Genomic DNA, 22,217 nt, shown 5'->3' on the forward strand with positions numbered 1-22,217 from the left:
CAACTGGTGGGTGATCCGTGTGGAGTGTGGGGGTTCGCGCCCCCCCGCGGCGCGAGCGCTCCTGCCCGGCTGTGCCGGGCAGTCCACCGGCCTTGCTGCGCAAGGCCGGTGACGCTCCGTCCGCTGCGCTCCCGGAGCGCGGGGCCTGCGGCCCCTCGGGGGCGGCTTACGCTGCGCTCCAGCCACCCCGGGGCGCTCCGCGTCCCGAAGGCCGGCCCCGCTGCGCGGTGCGGCCAACGGGCCTGCGGCCCGGGCAGCGAGGAGAGGGGGTGCCGCGGTTCGTTGTTCTCAAGAGGGACCGCCGCATACAGGGCCTCGGCGTGCACCGCGTCCCCACTGGCTGCGGGCCCCCGCGTATGGCGGTACCGGAGGTCGTTACCTCGGTGGCGCAGCACTTGGACCGGCGGTCGTTCAGCAGGGAAGCGCGGCGCGGGAGCGGGCTCCATAAGTCTGAGCCCTTGTGCCACTGCGCAACTGGCTTGGCTGGCCGAGGTGGTCAGGCGGACGAACGGCCGGTGATGCCTGGCAGGGTCGTTGTCCTGATCCGGCGGTAGGTCCTGAAGCCGTATATGGTCAGCGCTGCCCAGATGACGGTACTGGCCATAGGCCACCACAGGTCCCGGCCCTGCTCGCCCTGGATGAGATTGACGGTCCCGTTCACAGCCCAGCTGACCGCGAGAACAAGTGCCGCCCACCTGGCCCATCGCCACATCCGCATCGTTCCGCGGGCGCGGGTTTCCTGTGAGCTCCGATCATCCTGTCGAAGTCGTGTGCCATCCATACCTACTCGCCTACCCCCTGGCCGCTCCTTGCCTCCCCACCCTTGGGAGAGGGCCGGAAAGGGACGGTCTCGCGGTGCATCAGGCGTGCGCGTGGCGTGTTGCAGTCGCCTTCCGTGGTGCGGCGTGGTGCGCGGGACGTCGCTCGCTTGTGGCCTGGAGGCGCTGCAGCCACAGGGAGGCTGCGAGCAGGAGGCCGCTGAAGACTGCCAGGAGGAGGGCGGACACCCACATCTGCCGGCTGCCGGGCGACTGCCAGGCGGTCCAGGCGGTCAGTACCGCCCAGAGCAGGACGCCACCTGCGTAGAAGGTGCGGACCCGGCGCAGCTGCCGCACGGCCCGCAAGGACTTAACGCGATCAGTCTTGGATGCCATGCCGGCCCGTGTACCCCAGTGCACGCTGTTCAACGGAGTTGATCGGGTTGGCTCTCCGGCTGCTTCTCATGCTTACTGCTGGGTGCGTTCTTCGAAGTCGCGGCGCACTGCTACGCCTTGGTCCTCGACCAGGCCTGCGTCGTCGGGAAGGTCCAGGACGGCGCCGCAGTGGTTGCACAGTTTTCCGTCCTCGGCCGGCGTGCCGCACGCCTTGCAGAACCGGTTTCTTTCGCCGTTCTCAGTGGTCTGTGTCATGGCTCTCTCCCGCAGGGTGGACAGTGGTAGGCGAGGAGTACCCCTGGTGTCTGTGCTGATTCCTTGTATGTCTGCTTCATTCTTTAGTTGCGATAGGCTCTGGAACTGGATGGCTCCATCATTATGAGTTCTGTGCGAGTTCTGTGACCTGTTTAAAGGTGGGCATCTGTGTCCAGCATCGGGGCGTGGTTCCGGTGTCGCAGTGTAGGTGCCGTGGACCAGGGACCCTTCTTAAGTGGGCAGTTGGTTGTGTCTTGGTGTGGCGTGCCGTCGTCCGGCTCGCGGGAGAGGGTGGACTGAAATGGCGGTGAAGGAGCTTCGTCCTCATCAGCGAGAAGCCGTGGACGCGGTACTTCGGATGCTCGAATGGCCTGCAAGATCTACTGTGCCGGAGCGGGGGCTGCGCACTCAGGTGGTCATGGCGACCGGCTCGGGCAAGACTTTGGTGGCCACCCGGAGCGCTGAGGAGCTTGGTGCGGGCCGCGTGCTGGTCCTCGTGCCCTCCCTGGATCTGCTCGCCCAGACCGAGGCCGCGTGGCGCGCGGGCGGCCGCACAGGCCCGATGATCGGGGTTTCGTCCCTGCGGGGCGAGGAGGCGTCCTTCCCGAACACCACGGACGTGGGCGAGCTGGTCGACTGGGTGCGACCGCTCGACAAGGTCACCGTGTTCGCCACCTACGCCTCCCTCGGGCTCGGCACGCTCGAGCGCGCACACGCCGCCGGCCTTCCAGGGTGGTCGCTGATCGTCGTGGACGAAGCCCACCGGTGTTCGGGTCGGATCGGGAAGCCGTGGGCGGTCGTCCACGACAACACCCGCATCCCCGCCCTGCGCCGGCTGTACATGACTGCCACACCCCGGCTGTGGCAGCTCGACGAGGAGGCCGAGCAGGGCGCGCCGGGTGAGCTGGTCGCCTCGATGGAGGACGATCCGGACGGCCAGTTCGGTGCGCGCTGCTACACCCTCACCCTGTCCGAGGCGATCGACCGAGGCATCTGCGCCCCCTACCAGGTCGTATGCCTGGACATCACCGACACCCAGCTCCAAGCCGCACAACTCCTGGGCGTTGAAGCGCGTTCGGACGAGGTCCGCGGGGCTCGGCTGGCCGCTTTGCAGACTGCCCTGCTGAAGGCGTCCTCCGAGGAGAACTTCCGGCGCACGCTCGTCTTCCACCACGTCGTCAAAGAAGCCGAAGCCTTCGCGGCTGGCCTCCCCGACGTCGCCGAGCGGCTGCACGCCGCCGAGCCCGAGCTGTACCCGCGCACCATCTGGACGAACTGGCTGTGCGGCGACCACCGGCCGGGCCACCGGCGTCGAGTGCTCGGTGAGTTCGCGGCCGGGATCGCCGCGGACGGCACGGTCGTGGAGAAGACGTTCCTCGGCTCCGTTCGCGTGCTCGGCGAAGGCGTTGATACATCCCACTGTGACTCCGTGTACTTCGCGGACGTACGCGGCTCCATGCCGGACCTCGTCCAAGCCGTCGGGCGAGCGCTGCGGGTACAACCCGGCGACGGCAAGATCGCCTCGCTGGTCGTGCCGGTCCTGCTCGGGCCCGGAGAGACTGCCGACAACATGCTCACCTCCCGGGCCTACGGCGGCCTGGCGAAGCTGCTGGAAGCCCTCAGAGCGCACGACACGCGGGTGGTGGAGCAAGCTCGCCGAGCCCCAGGCCCGCAGCAGCGTCAGAGGCGTACAGACCCGCTCGAGCAGCGAAGAGGGCGAGGAAGCCGGGAGCGACCGACTGTCCGTGCCGGCCCGGCAGCTGCTGAAGTTTTCCACCCCCCGTGACCCCGCGCAGTTGGCCGCGTTCATCAACCTCCGCGTCCTCAACCCCGAACACCAGCACTGGCGACGCGGCATCGAAGCCGCCGTCATCTACGCCCGCGAACACAGCGACCTGAAGGTGCCGTTCACCTACCGGGTGCCCGGCGGCCACGACCAGGCGGTGGAGGCCGAGGGGTGGCCGGCCGCGCTCGTCGGGTTCCCACTGGGGCAATGGATCGCCGACGCTCGCCGCTTCTACGCCCGCGGGGCTATGGACGCCGAGCGCATCGCGCAGCTGGAGAAGCTGGGCATGGTGTGGTCGCACTTCGACGTCGCGTGGGAGGAAGGTCTCGCGGCGGCGCGCGGGTGGGCAGCGGAGGCGGGCCACCTCCTGGCGCCGCTGCACGCCACCTACAAGGGGTACCGGGTGGGGCTGTTTCTGAAGAACGCCAGGGCCGCCGCCCGCAAGGCCGCCGACATCGAGCAGCGGCGTGCCGAAGGACTGCCGGTGAGCTCGGCGGCCGGCGCCTTGTCGCAGGAGCGGCGCGAACAGCTCGAGGACATCGACCCGGCCTGGTGCCCGGCCTGGCCAGTGGAATGGCAACGCTGCTTCCACCTCACCCGGCAGCACCTGGAAGCCGGCGGCGAACTGCCCACGTCGCCGGGCACCGTCGTGCACCAAGGCGAAGACCTCGGCCGGTGGGTACGCTCGGTCCGCCTCGGCTGGGACAAGCTCACGACCGTGCAGCAGTGGATGTGCGAGCACATCCTGGGTATCGAGCCCGCGGCCGAGGACGAGAAACCCACGCCGCGCCGGAGCCAGGCCGACAAGTGGGCCATGAACTACACGGCCGCCCGCCAGTTCTACCAACGCGAGGGACACCTCCGCGTACCCAGGAAACACATCGAAACGATCACCGCCGCAGGCGGCACGGGCGGTGGCCGCGACCGCGAGCAGGGGGCGGAGGAACACCACGTACGGCTAGGAGCGTGGGTGAGCAACCAGCGGTCCAGGGTCGCAACGCTCTCACCGGAACGGATCGAACAGCTCTCCGCCATCGGCATGCGCTGGGGATAGCTTCGGTGATCGGGACGGAGTACGTACGCAATCCGTACGCTTACATGACGCAATCCGTACGCGTGCGCGACGGGCAACGCCGGAAGTCACGCGAGGCGGGCACCCGAGGCGCGGTTGCTGCCCCCAAGAGCCACTCCGGTGGAGTCAGCCCTGTAGTAGACGTAGCCGGGCCGGGCACCCCCAAGACTCGTAGCCTGTGCAGGGCGGTGGTGTGAGAGAACCACCCTACGGACGGCGGGGTGCCGGCCCTGTCAGCTGGCCGCTTGGAGAGGCGGACGTGGGACAGATCGAAGAGGGACTGGAGCGTGCGTTGCGCACGCGGCCCGTTCCCTCAAGCACCAGGGCCCGCCTGCGGTTTTTACTGGCGGCGCACCAAGGTTCCGCCCGGAGGGTAGCCACCGTGCTGGGGGTGTCGCAGCGCACTGTGCAGCGGTGGGTGACGAACAAGCCCGGAGCACGTCGTCCGCCGGGTCCGATGCAGGTCCGGGCGATCGAGGAAGCGGTCCTGTCCCGGTGGCAGCCCCGCATACGGGCCCGTCGGCGTGCCCTGGCCGAGGCGGAAGGCTTCGTCTTTCACACCAGGGCGCGATTCGGGTTCGCTGCTGCGGCAGGGTCCTCGGACGATCCGCGGGTGCGGTGGATCACCCAGGGTCTGCCGGGAGAGGTAGCCCGGGAGAGGTAGCCCGGGAGCTGTTCGCAGCTCGGGATGCCGGCGCGGGCGAGCAGCAGCAGACGGTGATCCTGGCCCGCGCGCTGGGACACGCCTACTTTCGCGAATGGGGCCGCCACGCCCACGGCCTGCACATCGCCTTCAGCGACATCGAGTTCGCCGACTTCTCGATCGGGTGAGCCTGCTCCTTCGATCGAAACGCGTCAGGGTTTCAGCGTCGCGAGGGCCTGACGCGACTTGACCTGTCGCAGTGAAGGTTGAGCGATTCTCAGCGAAGGTTGAGTGAGCGCTCCTGGCTTAGGGCGTCCGCCAGTAGGCCATCGAATACGCGGGCTTCGGGGAGGATGTTCCAGCGGTGGCGGGTCCAGGCGCGTCGGATCAGGCAGCGAACTGTGATGATGGTGCTGGCCAGGGCGAGGAAGTACTCGATGGCCATTCTCCGGCGTTCGGTGCAGCGCCAAAGCTTGCCGAAGTTGTTCACTGTGACCGTCTCGACCGGCTGCGCGTCTGGCTAGAGTTAGGCTGCATGCGCATCGGTAGAACTCTCCTGGGCATAGCCGTGATCGCTCTCGTCACCGCAGGCTGCGGCGGGTCAGGATCGCATGACAACGCCTCCCGCCCTGCGGACACTGCGCCGCCGAAGAGCGGCAAGGAACTTCCCATCGCGATCACCTCGGCTGAGCCTGGACTCCTGACGGTGAAGACGCTACTCGGCGCTCTGCCGCCGGAACCCACCGACGACGCCGCGTTCACCGAACGGGTGCTGTGGACGATGCGTAAACAGACCGTGGCCATGGCCGGGATGCCGGGGAAGACCAGCGCCACGTGCAAGGGCGACAAGGTGAGTGAGGAGCCGGGTGTGACCACACGGTGCATGGTCACCTACAACGGCGTGAAGGTCCCCTGGTCCGTCCGTTTCGACGAGCCGGCCGGTGACTTGAAACCGTACGAAATCACCAATGCGGGCCAGGCCCCGCTGACGGCGAAGTCTGTCTACGGCGAGTTCTGGAAGGAGTACAACGGGGTCAGCAAGCACCTACGCTGCGGAAAGGTGCCGGACCTCGAACTCGTCGCATATGGCCAAGACACCGGTCACCGCTGCCAGTACGCCTCGTCCGTCGACGGCAAGGCCCAGTGGGTCAATGTCCCGGTGAGCGTGGGCGAGCACGGGGTCATCTTCGACAACGGCCGCTCGCCGGAGTCTCCTTGAGGTTGTTGACATGAAGGGCCAGGAGCGGGACGGAAGCAAGGGACGGTGCGACGTCACAGCCTCGAACCTGACGTTCCATCCGGCCTCGATGCGGTGCGGCAGCATTGTCCGCCATCGAGAAAGTCCAGGTCGAAGGCGCTGAGCGCTTGATCGCCGTACGCGTGTTAACGGGTCCTCTCACCGTCTCTCCGGACACCCCGGCCTCAGCGGCCGCTCAACCTTCGCTGAGAAAACCTAGCGGTCACCAGACTTCGCTGATAATGCTCAACCTTCGCTGCGAGAGATCAGACACTGGCCGGTCGTTGACCGGTCACCCGCCATCCTAAAATCGAACGTGCGGCCGGTTCAGCTCCGGCGCGCCTGACGCTGCTCCGCTTCCTGGAGCGCGTGCAGGTCCGTGACCTGGAACGCACCCGCCGGTGGATCGCCGAGGAAGAACGCCGCGAGGAGGAACGGCAGCGCGACCTGGCCGCCCGACCCCCTGATCCTGACTGGCTGATCCAGTACGGCCTCAACCGGAAGAACGTCGACCGGGTGCACACCGGCGACTGCTGGGCGGCCGCGAAGAGCGGCCGGTGCCACCCGGCCACACGCGCCCAGGCCCTGGAGGCACTGCGCCAGCAGGTCCCCGCATGCGCACATTGCCGCCCCGACACCGCCCTCCTCGACTAACCGCTGAGGGCACCGCTTCACGCCGAGGGCACCATGCCCTCGCCGAAGGTCGGCGCATCCCCGGGTGCCATGTCCTGGCGCAGCCGTATGAGCCGGACCGGGTGGCGCCAAACCCCCCGCTCCCGCGCCGTGTCCGCCGCGATCTCAACGACCAGGTCCGCCTGCTCGAACTGGCCTGCAGCCTCATATGCCTGCGCCGCCTGCGCACCTCATCCTGAAGCGATCAGCTGGCTACGCTGAACCACCCCGGCCGCACCTCGGTCAGAAGCGGGTGCAAGGACCGCACCGCGGCCCGCAGGTCCTCATCCGTTACGTCAATAGGCTCCGGCAGGCTCAGCCCATACCAGCGCAGCCGCCAGAGGTCGAAGATTTCACTCCCATCGGCTGCGAAGTCCACATCGACCTCAGCGCCGTTGTCGCACACGAACCGGCACCCTGCCCCATGAACCTCGTAGGAGTAGGTGCCGACGTGCCCACTCCTGCTGATGATCCCGCGCGAACGGACCAGGCCGAGTACATCTACGAGTCGCTCAAGCGAGGGGATCGCCGCCCTCATGGCCTCGTCAACCGCGTTCAGAGCCTGGACGTAACCAAGCACGAGCTCCCGTGCAGCCCCCACCCGTTCCATACGGCGTCATCCCCCCAGAGCCCGTGCTGAAGGGATTGTTCCATGGGCCGCCAGCATCTCGGCAGGACGACATTCTGAAACGATCAGTAAGCAGCGATCAATGCATTCGTCTGCTGGCGTCAGTGCCTGCTGGCCGTACGGACCCGACAGCATCGCAGTCGTGCCGGTAGCGATCTGGCCAGGACAAGGATGACGGACGGCGCGGTGGCAGCACCGCGCGCAGCGCCCACAGCGGCCGCGCCTGCGGCCCAGTCCGCGAGCAGGCGGCGGTCGACGAGGTGGATGCGTTGCGGTCGCGGCTCGGCGAGCGCCGCGTACGTGCGGTGCCAGTCCGCCTGGAGCTACACGAGGTCCGGGGAGGGGTGGTGCTCCATGCACACGATCAGGCCACGATTTTTCAGCCAAGTCGGCGCGACGGCCCTGCCACCCTGGCGACCGGACCGCGTTGGACCGACTGTGACCACCACCGCCATGACCAGGGCACTGGAGCAGGACGCCCAGGCTCTCCTCGCCGAATACGACGCAGGCTCTTGGTACCCAACCCCGAGCGAGCAACTGCTCGCCGAGGGGCTGGCCCGCTGCCCCTGGGACCACGACCTTCCGGGCCGCGCTGCACGAGGTAGCGGACGACGCCAGGGACGGCCGCCTGGTCGACGTCCTGCATCCGGCGGCGGCCGTCCTGGAGTCCGTCACATCACCAGGGCGCGACCGGCGCTGTTCGCGATGCGCCAGCTGCTGGACGCGCTCGCCGCCGAGGAAGGCCCCTGTCGGGCGGCGGAGAAGTAGAAGCACGACTTCACGAGAGGGGGGTCTGTAGCCCAGGTTGTAGACCGGGGCGTCGTTTCCCGTACGATCGAAGCGCGGAATGACGCGTAAAACTTGACGCAGAGGGCCCCGTTCCCGGGCTCCACCCCAGGTCCAGGGCCCTCCACTCCGCGATACAGCCAGTGAGCCCGGTCGTCTGTCATCCGACCGGGCTTACTGCTGCCACGGCCGCTACGCCCCGCCCACCGCTCCCGGTCAGGAGAGGTGCTGCACCACGAGGTTGGCGACTCCCGCGAGCACCGGCGACCAGTCGACCAGGAGCTGCCGGATGAGCCTGCGCCGTTCCCGGCGCCGCTCGGCGGCCTCCTGATCGTCGCCGTCCTCGACGGGCGTCTTGCCTTCCATGTGGACCTCCGTGGTGTCCGAGGTAGCCCGGCCGGGCTGCCGGGCCTTCACCGGGTGGTGAAGCACGGGACAGACGCCACGAAGGAACGTCCTCCAAGCATAGATGCGGGTACTACAGCTCAGGCCCGTGGGACCACAACTTGAGGCCCCGTATGTCCACTTGAGGAGTGGTCAGCACCGGCCTCTACCTGCGGCAATCGACTATTCACGGTGTTCACGAAGTTCTGCGCACAGGTCGCCTTACTGCCCAGTTCGAGGCCCCCTGATCCAGCGAAGAGATCGACAATGACCTCCGAACCCCCTCCCGTCAGGCCGAGACGGGTGAGGACGATTGATCCCGCTGCTACACGCATGAGGCACGGCAGCGCCTTCCGTTTGGTCCTTCCCCTGTCGACCCGCTCGAAGAGCCCACGTCCGGTCCCCCTCGACCGCCCGGAGACGCTGACGCGCGCCGTCCCCGGCTCCGGGGCGGCGGGCTGGTCCCACAACGGCCCGGGTAGCAGTCCGCCGCGACTGTTACCCTCCTGACCTGCGGAGATTGTAGAAACGGGCCCCGATTTGAGGGCCCAGTTGCCGAAGAGCAGCAGGTAGAGGACGGTAGTCACGGTAGCGCCGACCACGATGGCGGCTCCGAGTTTCTCGTCGCGGTAGGCGATGTAGACGGCAATCAAGGCGCCGGCGGCAAGCACGATCGCGTCGCAGTCGGCGTCGCCCCCCGCATCGCCGACTCCTTCCGCTGAGCGGTCGAAGCAACCCTGCGTCTTGGGCCAGTCAGCGACTGCGTGACCGCGCTTGGCGGCCGGCCCGGGAAGCCCGGCCATGTCGGCCGAGCCTTCCTCGGTGTCCCTGTCCGTGACTGTCGGCGACCTCAACTTCACGGGCCACAGCTGGGTGCAGGGGGCCTGGACGCTCGGTGGACGCAAGTACCCGCAGAGTCTGGCGTGGGCGAAACCCTGCGACCAGGGACCGATGCAGCCCCGGGTGGTACTGCCCAGAAGACATCTGAGCGTAGGTGCCGTTGGAGAGGTTGGTGAGAAGCACTCGATCTCGACAAGCTCGGCGTCGCTGCTTACCAGCAATTCACAGATCTTGACCAGCTCGCCGTCACCAGCATCCGGGGCGCGTCCGGTGTGGACCAGGGACTCGGATTCGGCGACCACGGACATCGGCGCCCCGGCGAGTGCCTCTTCAACAGCGGGGGTGTCCCACCCGACGATGCCGCCACTGACGTGGTCGGGTCGGTCCCAGACGCCATCCTCGCTGCGCAGGGAGTAGTACAGCTCTTCGCCCACGAGACCGTCATGCCTGCGGTGCAGGAGAAGAACGAAGCCGAGCCGTCCGCTGATCCAGACATCGGCGACAACTGGAAATGCAGAACGGATGATGGCCGGCGGCTTGGCGGTTACGCCGGCGATGGCCGTGCGCCCCTGCTGAAGGGCGGATCTGGCGATGTCGGCCATGGCCTGCGTCATGATTGTGCGCTTCCTCGTGCCTTCGGCTTTCGCCCTGCCGGTCGGGGCGGATGCCGGTGTGGCGCGCCGTACAGGCGCGCCAAACCAGTTGTGCCAGGATGAGCTGATGGACGGCTGGCTCACATGGTTCGGGCTACTGAACTTGATTGGGTGATGTCGGAGCCGTTCGATGACGATGGTAGGACCGTTCCGGTAGCCCTGGTCTGTGAGATACGCGCAGGGCGGCGGGCTGACCGACGCCGGGAGGGCCGCCCGGGAGCGGGTTCGGCTGCAGGCCGTGGAACGCTTCGAGGGCGGGCAGAAGAATCGGGAGATCGCTGCCGCGCTGCGGGTCAGCGAGCGGTCGGTGGAGCGGTGGCGTCGCCAGTGGCGCGAGCGTGGCGAGGCCGGGGTCCTGTCGAAGGGATCCCCGGGCCGACCGAGGCTCAGTGATACGCAGATCGCCAGGCCGGAAAGGAAGTCGGCGCGAGGACCACTCGTCCATGGCTGGGCGGACCAGCGGTGGACCCTGGCTCGGATCAAGACGCTGATCGGTCGCCTGTTCCACGTCTCGTACGCGGTCGAGGGCACATGGCTGCTGCACAAGCGGCATGGCTGGTCGTGGCAGCAGCCTGCCCGGAGAGCCATCGAGCGGGACGACGCCTCGGTCGACGTCTGGAAGAAGGAGACCTGGCCGCGGGTAAGAGCATCGCGGCGGAACACGGGGCCTGGATCGTCTTTGAGGACGAGGCCGGGCAGTCGATGACTCCGCCGCCTGCCAGGACCTGGGGTCGCCGGGGGCTGCACGCCGGTCGTGCGGGTGCGCGGCCGCGGTTCCGGGCGAGTGTCGATGGCGGGCATGACTTGCTACAGGGCTGGTGAGCGGGCCCGGCTGTTCTATGCGGTCCGGGAGTACACCGGGCGCAAGGACCAGCCGAAAGGCTGGCTGACGCGACTTCCGTGATCTGATCGTCCGGGCCCGCATTCAGTTGGGTGGGCCGATCGTGCTGGTCTGGGACAACGTCCGACTACACCTGACGAAGCCGCTGCGCGAGTTTATCGACGCGAACGCCGAATGACTCACCGTCGTTCAGCTGCCCACCTACGCGCCCGACCTCAACCCAACCGAGGGTGTGTGGTCCCTGGTCAAGCGCGACATCGGCAATCTCGCCGCCGCCAGCCTCAGCCAAGTCACCCGCGCGGTGAAGCATCAGCTCAAGACGCTCCAGTACCGGCCGGACGTGATCGACGGCTGTCTCGCCGGCACCGGCTTGGCCCTGGGCACGTGACTCTTCCATGCCGGGTCCTGGCTGTGTCGCTCGTCCGGCGATAGCCCGCACGACGTGAAACGTGTGGCCGCCGGCCTGTCCCTTACTGCGGTCAGGCGAGGTCGGTCAGATCCTCCGCGTAAACATGCGACAGGGGTTGGGGGCCTACGTACTGCTGGCAGTTGCACTGGCCGGCCTCGTAGCGCAGGGGCTTTTTGTTCTCGTCCCAGGCCGTCGGTACCTCGACTTGTTCGTGGCATCGGCCCTGCTTGTCGTGCTTGGCTAGGTGATGCGTGCAGCCGCACACCGGCTCAGGGGGCTTGTTCGCCGCTTCGACGGCCAAGCGCTCCTGTTTCGCCGCCTCCAACAACTGCAGTCTGCGCTCATGCCGGTTGCGCAGCGCGGTGCGGATGTTGTCGGCTGCCCAGGCGAAGCCGCCCGTCCAGAAGGCTATGAGAACCCACCAGAACCAGTCCACCACTACCCCGTTCCCCCTTGGTCGTTGCCGGGTCAGCATAGAGGGCTGTGCCGAGCACCTCGAGGCGTACGTCTGCCCTGGACGGCATCCTTTGCTTCCGCCGGCGCGGAGCATCGACCAGTCGCCGTGCCGGGATACGCAGGGTCCTCCCAGGTTGCGGGGGCCGCGCCGCAGCGTCGCGTCTCACCGTGTCGATCACCCGCAGCTGACTCACCACGAAGACCTCGCGCCGGTTGACATGCAACGCGTACACCTCGTCCCCAGCACGAGCACCCGTCTACGCGGGCAGGCAGGAGTGAACACCGCTGAAGAGCGGAACGACGACCCCTTCACCAGTGCACTTAGCACTGAGCCGGTAGTAGCTGATGTGGGCGAGCCGCTCAGTTTCCTCGAGCCACCCCGGTCTGCTGCAGGCGGGCCCGGCACTCCTGCAGGAGCTGCTCCAGGCTGGGCGACCGCTCGAAGCGCGCGGCCTGGTCGACGGTGGTGTACAGCGAGTCGGCCCACTGCTCGATGCGAGGGCCCATGTTGAGGCAGTTCGGCAGCCCGGTGGCGTGGAGGGTGAGCTGGTCGAGTCGGCGGAGGTCTGCCGCGATCGACAGCATGAACTGCGCCACCTCAGTGACCTCGGAGCTTGCGGCGTCCTGGGTCTCACTCATCGGGTCGCCATCGAGCGCAGCCGGTCGGCGATGTCGTAGACGGTCAGGCGCAGCGCGCGGATGTCGGTGATCAGGTCCCGCCACGGCTCGTACGTGGTGTCCACGGTCTCGCCGGACGCCTGGATGTAGGCGACGGCCACGCCATAGCCGAAGAACTCGTTGCGCGCCGGCAGCGGCCGTAGGAGGACGATCTGCTCCAGCAGCGCGGCCGCCCGCCAGTAGGCGTCGGGTGCCCCGACCTCGATGTGCGGTGTATTCACCCGGTGCCGGGCCACGGCAGCCACGAGCGCCGAGTAGTCGCTGACGGCGAGGTCCTTGCCTAGCAGTTCCTCTTGCCGGTCCAGAAGCCACCGGATGTCGATGTGCAGGTCCAAGGTCAGGCCGCCCGGTGGCTGTGGCCGACTTCCTGCGGCAGGCCGCCGAAGTCACGGTCGAACGCCTCGGCGATGCCCGGCGCCGACACGGCCGCACGAAAGGCGGCGGTGGCCGCGCCCAGCTTGATCTGGTTCTCCTCCTGGACAGCGAGGTCTGCGAGCAGCGCTCGCACGCTTGTGTTCCGGGCGGCGGCGATGGCGGCGAGCCGGTCCCGCGTCTCGGTGTCGATCTTCACGGTTGTGTCGGCCATACTCCGAGTATGCACCCATGACTACCGTCCTGAATACCGGTGAGCGGTTTCGCCGGTGGCTATGCCACGGCGCCGGGCGGCATGATTCGGGGCATGGATCAGGGGGATGCAGCCGTGTGGGCTGCTGCAATGGGGATCGCAGGAACGCTGGCAGCGGCACTGGGCGGCGCGCTCATCCAGGGCCGGGTCACCCGGCGACAGATACGCGATCAAGAGGCCGTCGACGTACGGCACCGCTTGCGGGGAGGAGCGGCAGGCCGCTTTCGCGGCCGTCCTCGACCGGTGCAGCGAGGTGAATCGTCGAGCGGCACCTGGACGCCGACCGCGTTCGCGAGATCGCCTGCTCGGTGATGCGTGAACGAGCCGGTCGCCGACGCCTCGCCCAGGCCCTGCACGACGATCCGTCGCAGTTGCGGACGGGACGGCCTCCGGCACCGTTCTGCGTCGCGCGGTTGCTGATGGCTCTTCGCGAAGCCGGCGCCCAGGACATCGCGCTTCCCCGCTGCGGTAAGTGCGGCCGCGGAAGCCCCTACGTGGGCAGCCGCACCGGCGGCCGGTGGGGATGCTCGCCCTGCTTCGACAAGCCGGCCGTATGCTGCCGCCAGCAGCGGCGCGTCGTCAGCCGGGACCGATATGGTGACCCGCGTTGCGCGAAGTGCCCGGACACAAACGGCGATCCACTCGCCGAACTCACCAGATTCGTCGTCAGATGCCCGACGACTTCTCCACGATGACGCCCTGCCCATCCCGGACCGCGATCGCCGGACGGCTGCTGGTCCTCGACACGCAGAAGATCGCCACCATCAGTCAGCTCACTGCCGACGGCGTCCACCCCGACAACGACACCGTCGCGATCACGATCGGCACCTCGCCGGTCGTCCTTCCCGAGCCGCTGGCAGCACTCGTCCGCGAGCTCGTCGCGACCCGCCGAGGCAAAGCCAAGATCGGAACCCCCGAGGACGTCCCCTGGCTGTTTCCCGGTGGCCGCCCAGGACACCCCCTCGGCGATGACCGGATCGGCCAGCGTCTCCACAAGATCGGGATCCGGCCCCGGCAGGACCGCTCCACCGCACTGTTCACCCTCGCCGCCGAACTGCCCGCCGCCATCCTCGCCCGGGTGCTCGGTGTCCACATCCAAGTCGCCGTCCAATGGCAGAAGGCATCAGCCGGCGACTGGGCCTCTTACGCCGCCGATGTCAGCCGCCTGTCCCGGAGAACCAATGAAGCTGCCCATCACCATCCACAAAGCACGGCTCGGATCCGCGGAGTTCAAGGTCATCCGACCTGCCCGGCCTCTGGCCCACGCAGTGCTCATCGACCACGATCGGCACCTGGACACCTACCTCGATCAGGATGCCGCCCAGCGAATCGGTGGGCTATGGAAGCTCGCTGCCTCTTCACCGCGCTCGCTGGTCCACCTGCCGATGCGGGGGAACCGTGGCCCCTCCCGCGAGCTGCCAGAAGACGGCACACGGCAGCTTGATCTCGTGCTGCTGCACCACTCGCTCCAGTTCGCACCCTCACGCTGGAAGGAAGTACGAGGACGGCTCGGCCCAGGACGTCCACAGACCGTCACACTGCCCGGCGCAGGACACACCGACGAAGCCGTGACTGATCACGAGGCGCGGAACTACCAGGAGAACCGGGATCTGTTTCACCAGCAGCTCCACGCCGAGACCCTGTTCATGACCGGCAGCGCGAAGGTGTTCAGGGACACCGCCCGGCACTTCTTCGACGTCGCCAGAAACGGCCCCGGATACGTCCCCGCCCATCCGAGCTACCCGCACTTCTGCACCGAGCTCCACTCCAACGACGGCATTCTCGGCGACGCACGCGAGATCCACATCGAGTACTGCGACCAGTGGGACTCATGACCCCGACTGACAGGACCCCGCCGACCATGACGCACGCCACGACCGCCCTGCAGCCCTCCAGTCGACACGAAGCCGACCCGACTCCGGCTGCGCCCCGGCCCACGAGCAGCACGCTGCCCGCGACCGTTTCCCGACGCACCGGCCTCGCCGGGCCGGACGCCGTGATGAGGACGTTCAGCAAAGTGCTCACCGAGGACCGCCCCGTGGAAGAGGGCCGCGCTCGTCTCCTGGACAAGCTTGCCGAACAGAGCCCCCAGACCGACCGCGAGCGGCGCACGACACCTGCTGCACTCACGGAGGCTCTGCGGCAACGCAGGCTGCCCCCTGTCGCCGTGATCACCCCGCTGCGGGGAACATGACGAGCCCCGCCTACCGCAGCCTCCCCGGCAGGCAGCCGGACACGGTCGGGTGAAGGAGCCCCAGTGGCAGAACTACTGCAGCCGTGGGCACGTCCTGCCGTGCGTGAGAAGGATCCATGACGCCCACGTGGCAGTGCCGGGCCTGGCCGTAGTGGAGGTGGCGGCCGCCGATGATGCGACCGCCTTCGCCGTCCAGGCGTTGCTCGGCGCGCGGTGCGCCATCGCCCCGGCGGACCGTACAACCCGCGAACCAGGCGAGCCGGGCGTACGACTGCGCTGCTTTGTGAACCTCCACCCGGAGCCGGACTCGTAGCAGTGCCAGACGCGAGCCATCGGTGAGGGCCGCAGTTACCGGCCGCTGCGGCCGCCGGTAACTGCGCTCTGCGCTCTACCGGGCGAGCGTGACGGTGACCGGCGCGTTCGGGCAGCGGCTCAGGTTCTCCGACAGAGCTGACTCTTCGCTGGGGTCGATACTCAGGCCCCAGCGCATCTTGTCGGCGACCCAGTCGGCAACGTACTTGCAGCGGTAGCCCTCGGCCGGCGGCAGCCACGTCGTCGGATCCTGGTCCGCCTTCGACCGGTTCGACGCGGCCGACACCGCGATCAGCGCCCGCTCGTCGCCCAGGTCGTTGGCGTACGCCTCCCGCTCGGCGGCCGACCACCGAGAGGCGCCGGAGTCCCAGGCCTCGGCAAGCGGGACCAGGTGGTCGATGTCCAGGCAGCGCGGGCCGTCGATGTAGCGGTCGTCGTACGGGGAGTACCACCGGCCACTGGTCAGTGTGCAACGCGGACCCTGCTCCGGGGCGATGACGGCCTCGGCCTGCAGGACTTCGGCGCGGGTGTTGCAGCCGTCCTTGTCGGCGTCGACCCAGTGCTTGAAGGCGTCGCGCTGGTAGCCGGTGCGGTCCTCCACGGCGATGGACAGCTGGGCCAGGACGTCACGCACGGGCGCGGTGAGCGTCTGCCCCGGATCGCGCACGGTGGCGCCAGCCGGATCGGCGTGGGCGACGGCGGGGAGCAGCAGGGCGGTGAGGGCTGCGGCGATGACGGCGGCACGGGGGAAGCGCACGGCAGGAGGTCCTCTCGAAGATCACCGGCTGGTCGTGATCTTCGTAGCGGCCCCTGAAGCCGACGCGCCCGGGAAAGCGGCAGTGGCTCCACTCGGCCGGGCGGTAAGTCGGATGGTCACCGCGGGCACAGCGGGCGGGTGTCGACGAGCGAAGAAAATCGAACACGTGATTGAATTAAGCCATGCGACCGATTCCCGACGACCTTGCCCGGGCGGTTGACGAGTGGCACGCCACCTACCGCCAGCTCGCGGCCCAGCCGCGCACCGTGCTGCGCAGACGACTCGTGAAGCTGTCGGGCGAGGTGCTCTTCCACCCCCAATGGCATGGCCAGCGCACGCCGGCCGCATCAGCGCTTTACGCAGGCGGTCATCGCGCCCGCGACGTCTCGGCCGCCTCCTGATCCTGCCCGGATCAAACTCATGAGCAGTGCAGTTCCGGAGGCGTTGACGGCTCGGCCATGGCGCCCGGAGGATGGACAAAAGCCGGTCGTGCGGACGTGGCCTTCGTCTGATCCGCCCGCCCTCTGGGTCATGTCCGCGGGGCGCTGGCGGCTCGCCGAGGTACGGGCCAGGCAGGACTGGCCCGACGGACGCGTCATCTACCAGGTGCTGGTGGATGCGGAAGGATCCGGCTCGAAGGGCACCCGCGCGTATCAGTGGCCGCAAGAAGGTCTGCGGCTCGCATACCGCAGCGCGCTGGCTCCCTCCCGCGACGCGCAGCAAGGAGGCGGACTGCCCCGCCCGCCCGCCAGGCGGGCGGCGCGGCGCCCTGTCCGGCCGGTGCCCTCGGGCGGTGGGGACGGCGGCGCCGTAGCGTCGTGAGCATGAACGATGCGCCCAGACGTATCGACCCCACGACAGACCGGGCCACCGCGGCGCTGCTCCTCGGGTGCCGGCCGAGCCAGGTCGGATACTGCGCGCGATGCCAGGGACTCACGGTGCGCTACGGGCCGCACGCCCTGGTCGTCTGTGCGGCCTGCCGCGCCGCCGAGCAGGCCGGCGGTTAGGCGGTGCGCGGCTTGCGGCTGCTTGCCTTCTTCGTCGCCGTCTTCTTCGCTGCGGTCTTCTTGGCGGCCGGCTTCCTCGCGGCGGCCTTCTTCTTCGGCTTCGGCAGCTCGTGTACCTCTGCGTGAGTGCCGTGCTCGCCACGGGATTCCCGGGCCTTTTCCACCGAGGCGTTCAGTGCGGCCATCAGGTCCAGGACCTGCGCCGGCTCCTCTACCTCCGGCGCCTGCGGGAGCGGCTTGTCCTCCCGTTTCGCTTCGATGATCTGCGCGATGGCCTCGGTGTACTCGTCGTGTGCGTCGAGCTCTTCGAGGTCCTCGACGGTCATGGTGTCCATCAGGGCGAGTGCCCGCTCGACCTCCTCGTCCGAGACCTCCGCGGGCGGCGGGAGCAGCTCGGCGGGGTTGCGGATCTCGTCGGGCCAGCGCATCGCGTGGAGCACCAGGGCGTCGTCACGGATGCGGAGCATGCCCAGGCGTTCGCGGCCGGACCAGGCGTACTTGGCGATGGCGACCTTCTCGGAGCGTCCCAGGGCCTGGACGAGGAGCTTGTAGGGTTTGGCGGCGACCTGCCCGTTGGCTTGCAGGTAGTAGCCGTCGCTAATCTGGATCGGGTCGATGTCCGCGGCCGGGACGAACGCGACGATCTCGATCGCTTTCGCCGTCGGCAGGGGGAGGTTGCTCAGTTCCTCGTCCGAGATCGGCACGATCTGCGCCGGCTGGTGCTTCGTCTCGCGTGTGACCTCGTAGCCCTTGCCGATCTCGGAGCTGGACACCTCGCGGTCCTCGAGGTCGCAGAACTTTTTCACGCGGACGCGGCCGCCGTCCTCACGGTGGTACTGATGGAAGCGGATGCTGTGGTCCTCGGTCGCGCCGACCACATTGATCGGCACCGTGACCAGGCCAAACGAGATGGCGCCGCTCCAGATCGTCCGGGGCATGGGGGTCCTTCCGTGGTAGCCCCGAGCACCACCCAGCCTAATTGGGTTTCAACAGCTCAGCTCAGTGGCCGTAGCCGGATTGGGTTGTTCGATTGTGGAACCGGGATGCCTTCTCTCAGCCGGGCCGTTTTATCAGGCCTTTTCGTAGACCGGCAGCCGTTCCATGGTCGTGGTGGTGGCGGTCGTACGGCTGCCGGGGTGATGCCTCTAAGTCTCCTGGCCTGCGAGGCCCCAGCGAAGAGTGGCGAATCCTGGCGTCTTTGCGGCCGCCGCCGTCACAGGTCCGTCGCCCACGATCCTGAGCGTGGTGCGAGCCCGCCGCGCGGTGATCTCTTGAACTGCCCGAGCCATCGAGCCCTGGCCAAGAGCGAGGCCCGCGCGGTGCGCTGGTGCCGCGAACGGCTTGTGAGATGTCGGACCGGTGAGTCCTGCAATTAGGTCGCCGCGTGGCCCGTATGTGCTCGTGACCAGCGAAGACGCCACTGTGAGGGGGAGGAATCCGACCGTGATCTACTGCGGTATCGACTGGGCCGAACGCCATCACGATGTCGCCTTGGTCAACGACGCTGGCCGGCTGGTGGCCAAGCTGCGCATCGACGACACCGCTGCCGGCTACCGAACGCTGTTGGACGTGCTCGCCGAACACGGCGACACCGGTGACAGTCCCATCCCGGTCGCGATCGAGACCAGCCGCGGCCTGCTCGTAGCCACTCTGCGCACCGGCAAGCGGCAGGTATTCGCGATCAACCCGATGGCTGTCGCCCGCTACCGCGACCGGCACGGCGTCAGCCGCAAGAAGTCCGACCCCGGCGACGCCCTCGTCCTCGCCAACATCCTGCGCACCGACATGGTCGTGCACCGGCCGCTGCCCCAGGACAGCGACCTCGCCCAGGCTATTGCCGTGCTCGCCCGTGCCCAGCAGGATGCGATCTGGAACCGGCAACAGCTGTCCAACCAGCTCCGCTCGCTGCTGCGGGAGTACTACCCGGCCGCCTTGGAGGCCTTCGGGGTCTGGCAGAACGGGCTGTGCCGCCCCGAAGCCCGCGCCGTCCTGGCCGCCGCACCGACGCCGTCCCGCGCAGCCGGCCTCTCGCGCGCCCATCTGCGTTCCGCGCTCCGGCGGGCGGGGCGCATCCGCGGCATCGAGGCCGAGGCGGACCGGATGCGCGAGATCTTTCGGGCCGCATACGCCCATCAGCCACCGCTGGTGGAAGACGCGTTCGGCAAGCAGATGCTTGCCCTCCTGCTGCAGCTGGAGGCCGCCTGCACCGCCGCCGACGACCTCGCGAAGGCGGTCGAGGAGGCTTTCCCCCAGCACCCGGACGCTGATGTGATCCTCAGTTTCCCCGGTCTCGGCGTCCAGCTCGGTGCCCGGGTGCTCGCCGAGATCGGAGACGACCGGACCCGGTTCGCCGACGCGCGCGGCCTGAAGGCTTATGCGGGCTCGGCCCCTATCACCCGCGCTTCTGGAAAGAAGCATCATGTGGGCCGCCGCAGAGTAAAGAACGACCGGCTCAACCACGCCGGCTACCTCTGGGCCTTCGCGGCGTTGACGGCATCGCCCGGCGCAAAGGCCCACTACCGGCACCGGCGCGAGCGTGGCGACTGGCACTCCCAGGCTCAGCGGCACCTGTTCAACCGCATGATCGGTCAGCTCTACCACTGCCTCCAGCGAGGGGAACTGTTCGACGAACAAACCGGGTTCCCCTCCCTTCTCGCGGAGGCAGCTTGACTCATTGGCCCCGTGAGATGTCTACGAACGCGACGCCGCCTGCGCACCACACCGTGCGCCCCTCGGGGCACGGCGCGACGCTTAAGGCATGGTCCAGGTGATCGTGTATCCACCCGACAACCAGGGCGGCCGGCGCGTGCGGCGGCACCATCCTCGGCCGCGCCTACCGGCTCCGCGACATCGTCGCCTTCCTCCAGGACGCCGGCATGGAAGGGATCGACGACCTCGACGTCAACCGGTCCGACGACATCGAGTGGCGCGGGTGGCGGCCCGGAGGTGTGGGGGTAGGGCAGGGGTTCGCGCCCGGCCTCATCGACGACTTCATCACCAAGGCCGGACTCGACGCCGAGTAACCCCAGCCATTCAGATCTCTAGTGGGTGACCACGTTGAACACCGGATAGATCTTCGGCTGCGCCTCCGGGAAGCCGAGCTCTTGCAGGATCGGCACGATGGTTTCGCCGAACTGCTGGAATGCCTCCTCGGACTCCCATACGTCGACTACCAGCCAGCCGTTGGGGGTGGGGGCGGCGGTGTGCGAAATGAGGCCGGGCACCGGCCAGTCGGCGGGGCTCTTTACCGGGCCAGGCCGACCGGACACCTTCTCCACGCTCTGTTCGTATTGGGCCTGGGTCATCCCCGGCATATCAAAGACCGCGACGATTGGCATGCTGAGCTCCCTTTCAGATGGTGCAGAGTCCGGCCCAGTCGACCATCTTGGCGAGCCGCACGCGCGTCGACCTCAGCCGAACGGGTCTAACAGGGTGCGCTGTGGCGGCATACGGCAGCGACACCGCCGAGGCCTCAGCGGAGGTCCCGTTCCGTTGAGGCCTCGCCGGGAGCGCTCCCGCCTCAGATCACAGCGGAGGTTATGAGTTCATGTCAATTGATGGCGAGGGACCTTGAAACGAGCAAGGCAAGTCGGTGCAGGCGCTTGTAGTACTGACGGCCTGAGCGGTCGCTGATGTGCGGAATCACGCGGTCCAGGTCTTCGATGCACCTCTGGAGGATGCGTCTGCGCTCATAATCGAGGACACCGCCGTTGTTGATCCATGTGTAGACACAACCTGCGGTACCGGCATCGAGCATCACCATGTCGACGTCTTCGAACTCGACGCCTCGCAGGTGGGCGGGGAATGCGGCATCGAGGTGTTCCTGCCAGAGCTGGGCAGCGTTCTGATACTCCGATCCGATCACCCGGTCATACTCCAACACAGGGCAGTGCCCTCAACAGGCGGCCGGGGGTCGCCGCGGCAGCGCCGGCCAGCCAACAGCACGCCCGTCACCATGACATGACCTCAAAGCGCGACTCAAGGGCAGACGGTACGCGACCGCGAGCGCACGGCCTCCGGGCGGCCGGTCGCCTGATCCATCCGGTAGGCAACTCCGTACTCGCGGGCGAACCAGTTGGCTTCCGCGACCGAGCCGCTGAGCGCGCGCAGGTGGAAGGCGTAGGCGATCGATTCGATCTGCTCGGGGGTGAGTGTCATGCGCCAGCGGTTGCCCGGCCGGTCGAAGTGGGCGGTGCGTACCCGCTCGACGAGGCCATCGGCCGGCGCCACGCGCAGGACGGGCGCGAGGTTCGTGTAGACGCGCAGGGCATCCATCTGCGCGGGCCGCAGCTCGATCACCTGCTCTTCGGCTGCGGGTGGTGTGCTGAGCGGGGTGGGGTCGGGCGAGGCGTGCAGGTAGGTCAGGACGTCGTGGCCCTGCGGGCTGAGGCGGGCGGCCCACAGCACGGGGCGCCCTTCATAGGCGGACAGTTCCGCGCGGACCTCCCGGTCGGCCAACTCGACCAGGCCTTGGGCGGCCGCGGTCTGCAGGGACTGCTGCAGACCTGGCGGCACATCGGTGGACAGCACCCAGCCGTAGACGGATTTTGCCTCCCGCTCGCGCAGGGCGCGTAGGGCGTCCAGCCGTGACTGCCGCGCGTTCATGCTCACCCTTACCCTCACCTGATGCCACAGCAGACGGTAGAGCCTGGACGCGGTGCTGGGCGAATGGCCCCGCGACGGCCCTGCGACCGTGATACGGGACGCCACGCAGGTGGGGCCACCCCCGCCGACGGCCCGTTCTAGCGGTCCTCGCAACACTCACGATGATGGGAGTTGCGGGGACCGTGGGCGGTAAGAGGCTCGATCCGGCGTTGAAGCAGAGGTT

Annotated in this window: 29 protein-coding genes and 2 pseudogenes; 15 read left to right on the forward strand and 16 right to left on the reverse strand. The window is 68.2% G+C overall.

The features are described from left to right. Positions 1 to 860: 860 nt before the first annotated feature. Together AB0J12_RS38310 and AB0J12_RS38315 are read right to left on the reverse strand one after the other, a co-directional pair. The gene (locus AB0J12_RS38310; RefSeq protein WP_363269422.1) at positions 861 to 1,154 is read right to left on the reverse strand and encodes a hypothetical protein; all 294 of its coding nucleotides are present in this window, start codon (positions 1,152 to 1,154) and stop codon (positions 861 to 863) included. 72 nt (positions 1,155 to 1,226) lie between these two features. Further along, positions 1,227 to 1,409 carry a hypothetical protein gene (locus AB0J12_RS38315; RefSeq protein ID WP_363269423.1) on the reverse strand — a complete coding sequence of 61 codons (183 nt, stop codon included), beginning with the start codon at positions 1,407 to 1,409 and terminating at the stop codon, positions 1,227 to 1,229. A gap of 358 nt (positions 1,410 to 1,767) precedes the next feature. Between AB0J12_RS38315 and AB0J12_RS38320 the strand changes: the two are divergent. The 3 genes and pseudogenes from AB0J12_RS38320 (at position 1,768) to AB0J12_RS38330 (ending at position 5,098) form a co-directional block, all read left to right on the forward strand. After that, a pseudogene (locus tag AB0J12_RS38320) lies at positions 1,768 to 4,249 on the forward strand (Helicase associated domain protein). A 277-nt stretch (positions 4,250 to 4,526) separates the two neighbouring features. Further along, positions 4,527 to 4,931 (forward strand): helix-turn-helix domain-containing protein, encoded by a 405-nt coding sequence (locus AB0J12_RS38325; RefSeq protein WP_363269425.1) that lies wholly within the window; start codon positions 4,527 to 4,529, stop codon positions 4,929 to 4,931. Positions 4,932 to 4,984: 53 nt separating this feature from the next. Further along, a complete protein-coding gene (locus tag AB0J12_RS38330; protein WP_363269426.1) occupies positions 4,985 to 5,098 on the forward strand; it encodes a terminal protein in 114 nt (37 codons plus the stop codon). A 141-nt stretch (positions 5,099 to 5,239) separates the two neighbouring features. On the opposite strand, the pseudogene AB0J12_RS38335 reads toward AB0J12_RS38330, so the two are convergent. Next, positions 5,240 to 5,400, reverse strand: a pseudogene (locus AB0J12_RS38335) (IS5/IS1182 family transposase); the annotation flags it as partial. Positions 5,401 to 5,445: 45 nt separating this feature from the next. Between AB0J12_RS38335 and AB0J12_RS38340 the strand changes: the two are divergent. Together AB0J12_RS38340 and AB0J12_RS38345 are read left to right on the forward strand one after the other, a co-directional pair. Beyond that, entirely contained in the window at positions 5,446 to 6,129 is a 684-nt protein-coding gene (locus AB0J12_RS38340; protein ID WP_363269427.1) for a hypothetical protein, read from the forward strand. Positions 6,130 to 6,516: 387 nt separating this feature from the next. Next, positions 6,517 to 6,801 (forward strand): DUF6233 domain-containing protein, encoded by a 285-nt coding sequence (locus AB0J12_RS38345; protein ID WP_363269428.1) that lies wholly within the window; start codon positions 6,517 to 6,519, stop codon positions 6,799 to 6,801. Between the two features lie 223 nt (positions 6,802 to 7,024). Here AB0J12_RS38345 and AB0J12_RS38350 read toward each other — a convergent pair whose 3' ends face one another. The 3 genes from AB0J12_RS38350 to AB0J12_RS38360 all read right to left on the reverse strand — a co-directional run bounded on the left by AB0J12_RS38350 (position 7,025) and on the right by AB0J12_RS38360 (position 10,059). Beyond that, the gene (locus AB0J12_RS38350; protein ID WP_363269429.1) at positions 7,025 to 7,429 is read right to left on the reverse strand and encodes a hypothetical protein; all 405 of its coding nucleotides are present in this window, start codon (positions 7,427 to 7,429) and stop codon (positions 7,025 to 7,027) included. 1,020 nt (positions 7,430 to 8,449) lie between these two features. Continuing rightward, complete coding sequence (locus AB0J12_RS38355) at positions 8,450 to 8,599, reverse strand: hypothetical protein (protein ID WP_363269430.1); 150 nt, start codon at positions 8,597 to 8,599, stop codon at positions 8,450 to 8,452. A 119-nt stretch (positions 8,600 to 8,718) separates the two neighbouring features. Continuing rightward, complete coding sequence (locus AB0J12_RS38360) at positions 8,719 to 10,059, reverse strand: hypothetical protein (RefSeq protein ID WP_363269431.1); 1,341 nt, start codon at positions 10,057 to 10,059, stop codon at positions 8,719 to 8,721. Here AB0J12_RS38360 and AB0J12_RS38365 point away from each other — a divergent pair. The 3 genes from AB0J12_RS38365 to AB0J12_RS38375 all read left to right on the forward strand — a co-directional run bounded on the left by AB0J12_RS38365 (position 10,049) and on the right by AB0J12_RS38375 (position 11,339). Continuing rightward, on the forward strand, positions 10,049 to 10,225 hold the full coding sequence (locus AB0J12_RS38365; RefSeq protein ID WP_363269432.1) for a hypothetical protein: 177 nt from the start codon (positions 10,049 to 10,051) through the stop codon (positions 10,223 to 10,225). The genes AB0J12_RS38360 and AB0J12_RS38365 overlap by 11 nt on opposite strands. A 51-nt stretch (positions 10,226 to 10,276) precedes the next feature. Beyond that, complete coding sequence (locus tag AB0J12_RS38370) at positions 10,277 to 10,816, forward strand: winged helix-turn-helix domain-containing protein (RefSeq protein ID WP_363269433.1); 540 nt, start codon at positions 10,277 to 10,279, stop codon at positions 10,814 to 10,816. Between the two features lie 367 nt (positions 10,817 to 11,183). Then, positions 11,184 to 11,339, forward strand: coding sequence for a hypothetical protein (locus AB0J12_RS38375; protein ID WP_363269435.1), 156 nt, complete (start codon positions 11,184 to 11,186; stop codon positions 11,337 to 11,339). A gap of 91 nt (positions 11,340 to 11,430) precedes the next feature. Here AB0J12_RS38375 and AB0J12_RS38380 read toward each other — a convergent pair whose 3' ends face one another. The 5 genes from AB0J12_RS38380 to AB0J12_RS38400 form a co-directional block, all read right to left on the reverse strand. Beyond that, the gene (locus AB0J12_RS38380; protein WP_363269454.1) at positions 11,431 to 11,796 is read right to left on the reverse strand and encodes a hypothetical protein; all 366 of its coding nucleotides are present in this window, start codon (positions 11,794 to 11,796) and stop codon (positions 11,431 to 11,433) included. A gap of 380 nt (positions 11,797 to 12,176) precedes the next feature. Further along, on the reverse strand, positions 12,177 to 12,455 hold the full coding sequence (locus tag AB0J12_RS38385) for a hypothetical protein (protein ID WP_363269437.1): 279 nt from the start codon (positions 12,453 to 12,455) through the stop codon (positions 12,177 to 12,179). After that, a complete protein-coding gene (locus AB0J12_RS38390) occupies positions 12,452 to 12,829 on the reverse strand; it encodes a toxin Doc (protein ID WP_363269438.1) in 378 nt (125 codons plus the stop codon). Before AB0J12_RS38390 ends, AB0J12_RS38385 begins: the two co-directional genes overlap by 4 nt. Positions 12,830 to 12,831: 2 nt before the next feature. Then, a complete protein-coding gene (locus AB0J12_RS38395; RefSeq protein ID WP_363269440.1) occupies positions 12,832 to 13,080 on the reverse strand; it encodes an antitoxin MazE7 in 249 nt (82 codons plus the stop codon). A gap of 529 nt (positions 13,081 to 13,609) precedes the next feature. After that, positions 13,610 to 14,230 carry a hypothetical protein gene (locus AB0J12_RS38400; protein WP_363269441.1) on the reverse strand — a complete coding sequence of 207 codons (621 nt, stop codon included), beginning with the start codon at positions 14,228 to 14,230 and terminating at the stop codon, positions 13,610 to 13,612. A 70-nt stretch (positions 14,231 to 14,300) separates the two neighbouring features. Between AB0J12_RS38400 and AB0J12_RS38405 the strand changes: the two genes are divergently transcribed. Together AB0J12_RS38405 and AB0J12_RS38410 are read left to right on the forward strand one after the other, a co-directional pair. Continuing rightward, positions 14,301 to 14,954, forward strand: coding sequence for a hypothetical protein (locus tag AB0J12_RS38405; protein ID WP_363269442.1), 654 nt, complete (start codon positions 14,301 to 14,303; stop codon positions 14,952 to 14,954). Positions 14,955 to 15,416: 462 nt separating this feature from the next. Further along, the gene (locus AB0J12_RS38410) at positions 15,417 to 15,626 is read left to right on the forward strand and encodes a DUF6207 family protein (RefSeq protein ID WP_363269444.1); all 210 of its coding nucleotides are present in this window, start codon (positions 15,417 to 15,419) and stop codon (positions 15,624 to 15,626) included. Positions 15,627 to 15,701: 75 nt separating this feature from the next. Here AB0J12_RS38410 and AB0J12_RS38415 read toward each other — a convergent pair whose 3' ends face one another. Then, positions 15,702 to 16,382: an HNH endonuclease family protein gene (locus tag AB0J12_RS38415; protein ID WP_363269445.1), complete on the reverse strand. Its 681-nt coding sequence runs from the start codon at positions 16,380 to 16,382 to the stop codon at positions 15,702 to 15,704. Between the two features lie 182 nt (positions 16,383 to 16,564). Here AB0J12_RS38415 and AB0J12_RS38420 point away from each other — a divergent pair, with 182 nt between their 5' ends. The 3 genes from AB0J12_RS38420 (at position 16,565) to AB0J12_RS38430 (ending at position 17,389) form a co-directional block, all read left to right on the forward strand. Next, positions 16,565 to 16,783 carry a hypothetical protein gene (locus AB0J12_RS38420; RefSeq protein ID WP_363269446.1) on the forward strand — a complete coding sequence of 73 codons (219 nt, stop codon included), beginning with the start codon at positions 16,565 to 16,567 and terminating at the stop codon, positions 16,781 to 16,783. 130 nt (positions 16,784 to 16,913) lie between these two features. After that, complete coding sequence (locus AB0J12_RS38425; protein ID WP_363269447.1) at positions 16,914 to 17,204, forward strand: hypothetical protein; 291 nt, start codon at positions 16,914 to 16,916, stop codon at positions 17,202 to 17,204. Positions 17,205 to 17,206: 2 nt separating this feature from the next. After that, on the forward strand, positions 17,207 to 17,389 hold the full coding sequence (locus tag AB0J12_RS38430; protein ID WP_363269448.1) for a hypothetical protein: 183 nt from the start codon (positions 17,207 to 17,209) through the stop codon (positions 17,387 to 17,389). On the opposite strand, the gene AB0J12_RS38435 is transcribed toward AB0J12_RS38430, so the two are convergent. Further along, on the reverse strand, positions 17,386 to 18,327 hold the full coding sequence (locus AB0J12_RS38435) for a Ku protein (protein ID WP_363269449.1): 942 nt from the start codon (positions 18,325 to 18,327) through the stop codon (positions 17,386 to 17,388). The genes AB0J12_RS38430 and AB0J12_RS38435 overlap by 4 nt on opposite strands. Before the next feature lie 505 nt (positions 18,328 to 18,832). On the opposite strand from AB0J12_RS38435, the gene AB0J12_RS38440 reads away from it, so the two are divergent. Both AB0J12_RS38440 and AB0J12_RS38445 read left to right on the forward strand, forming a co-directional pair. After that, the gene (locus AB0J12_RS38440) at positions 18,833 to 20,059 is read left to right on the forward strand and encodes an IS110 family transposase (protein ID WP_363269455.1); all 1,227 of its coding nucleotides are present in this window, start codon (positions 18,833 to 18,835) and stop codon (positions 20,057 to 20,059) included. A 206-nt stretch (positions 20,060 to 20,265) separates the two neighbouring features. Beyond that, positions 20,266 to 20,412 carry a hypothetical protein gene (locus AB0J12_RS38445; protein WP_363269450.1) on the forward strand — a complete coding sequence of 49 codons (147 nt, stop codon included), beginning with the start codon at positions 20,266 to 20,268 and terminating at the stop codon, positions 20,410 to 20,412. 18 nt (positions 20,413 to 20,430) lie between these two features. Here AB0J12_RS38445 and AB0J12_RS38450 read toward each other — a convergent pair whose 3' ends face one another. The 3 genes from AB0J12_RS38450 to AB0J12_RS38460 form a co-directional block, all read right to left on the reverse strand. Then, entirely contained in the window at positions 20,431 to 20,727 is a 297-nt protein-coding gene (locus AB0J12_RS38450; RefSeq protein ID WP_363269451.1) for a hypothetical protein, read from the reverse strand. A 212-nt stretch (positions 20,728 to 20,939) separates the two neighbouring features. Continuing rightward, positions 20,940 to 21,254 carry a hypothetical protein gene (locus AB0J12_RS38455; RefSeq protein WP_363269452.1) on the reverse strand — a complete coding sequence of 105 codons (315 nt, stop codon included), beginning with the start codon at positions 21,252 to 21,254 and terminating at the stop codon, positions 20,940 to 20,942. Between the two features lie 113 nt (positions 21,255 to 21,367). Then, on the reverse strand, positions 21,368 to 21,994 hold the full coding sequence (locus tag AB0J12_RS38460; RefSeq protein WP_363269453.1) for a DUF6417 family protein: 627 nt from the start codon (positions 21,992 to 21,994) through the stop codon (positions 21,368 to 21,370). Between the last annotated feature and the right edge of the window lie 223 nt (positions 21,995 to 22,217).

This window comes from Streptomyces sp. NPDC049915 (assembly GCF_040656475.1).
Taxonomy (GTDB): domain Bacteria; phylum Actinomycetota; class Actinomycetes; order Streptomycetales; family Streptomycetaceae; genus Streptomyces.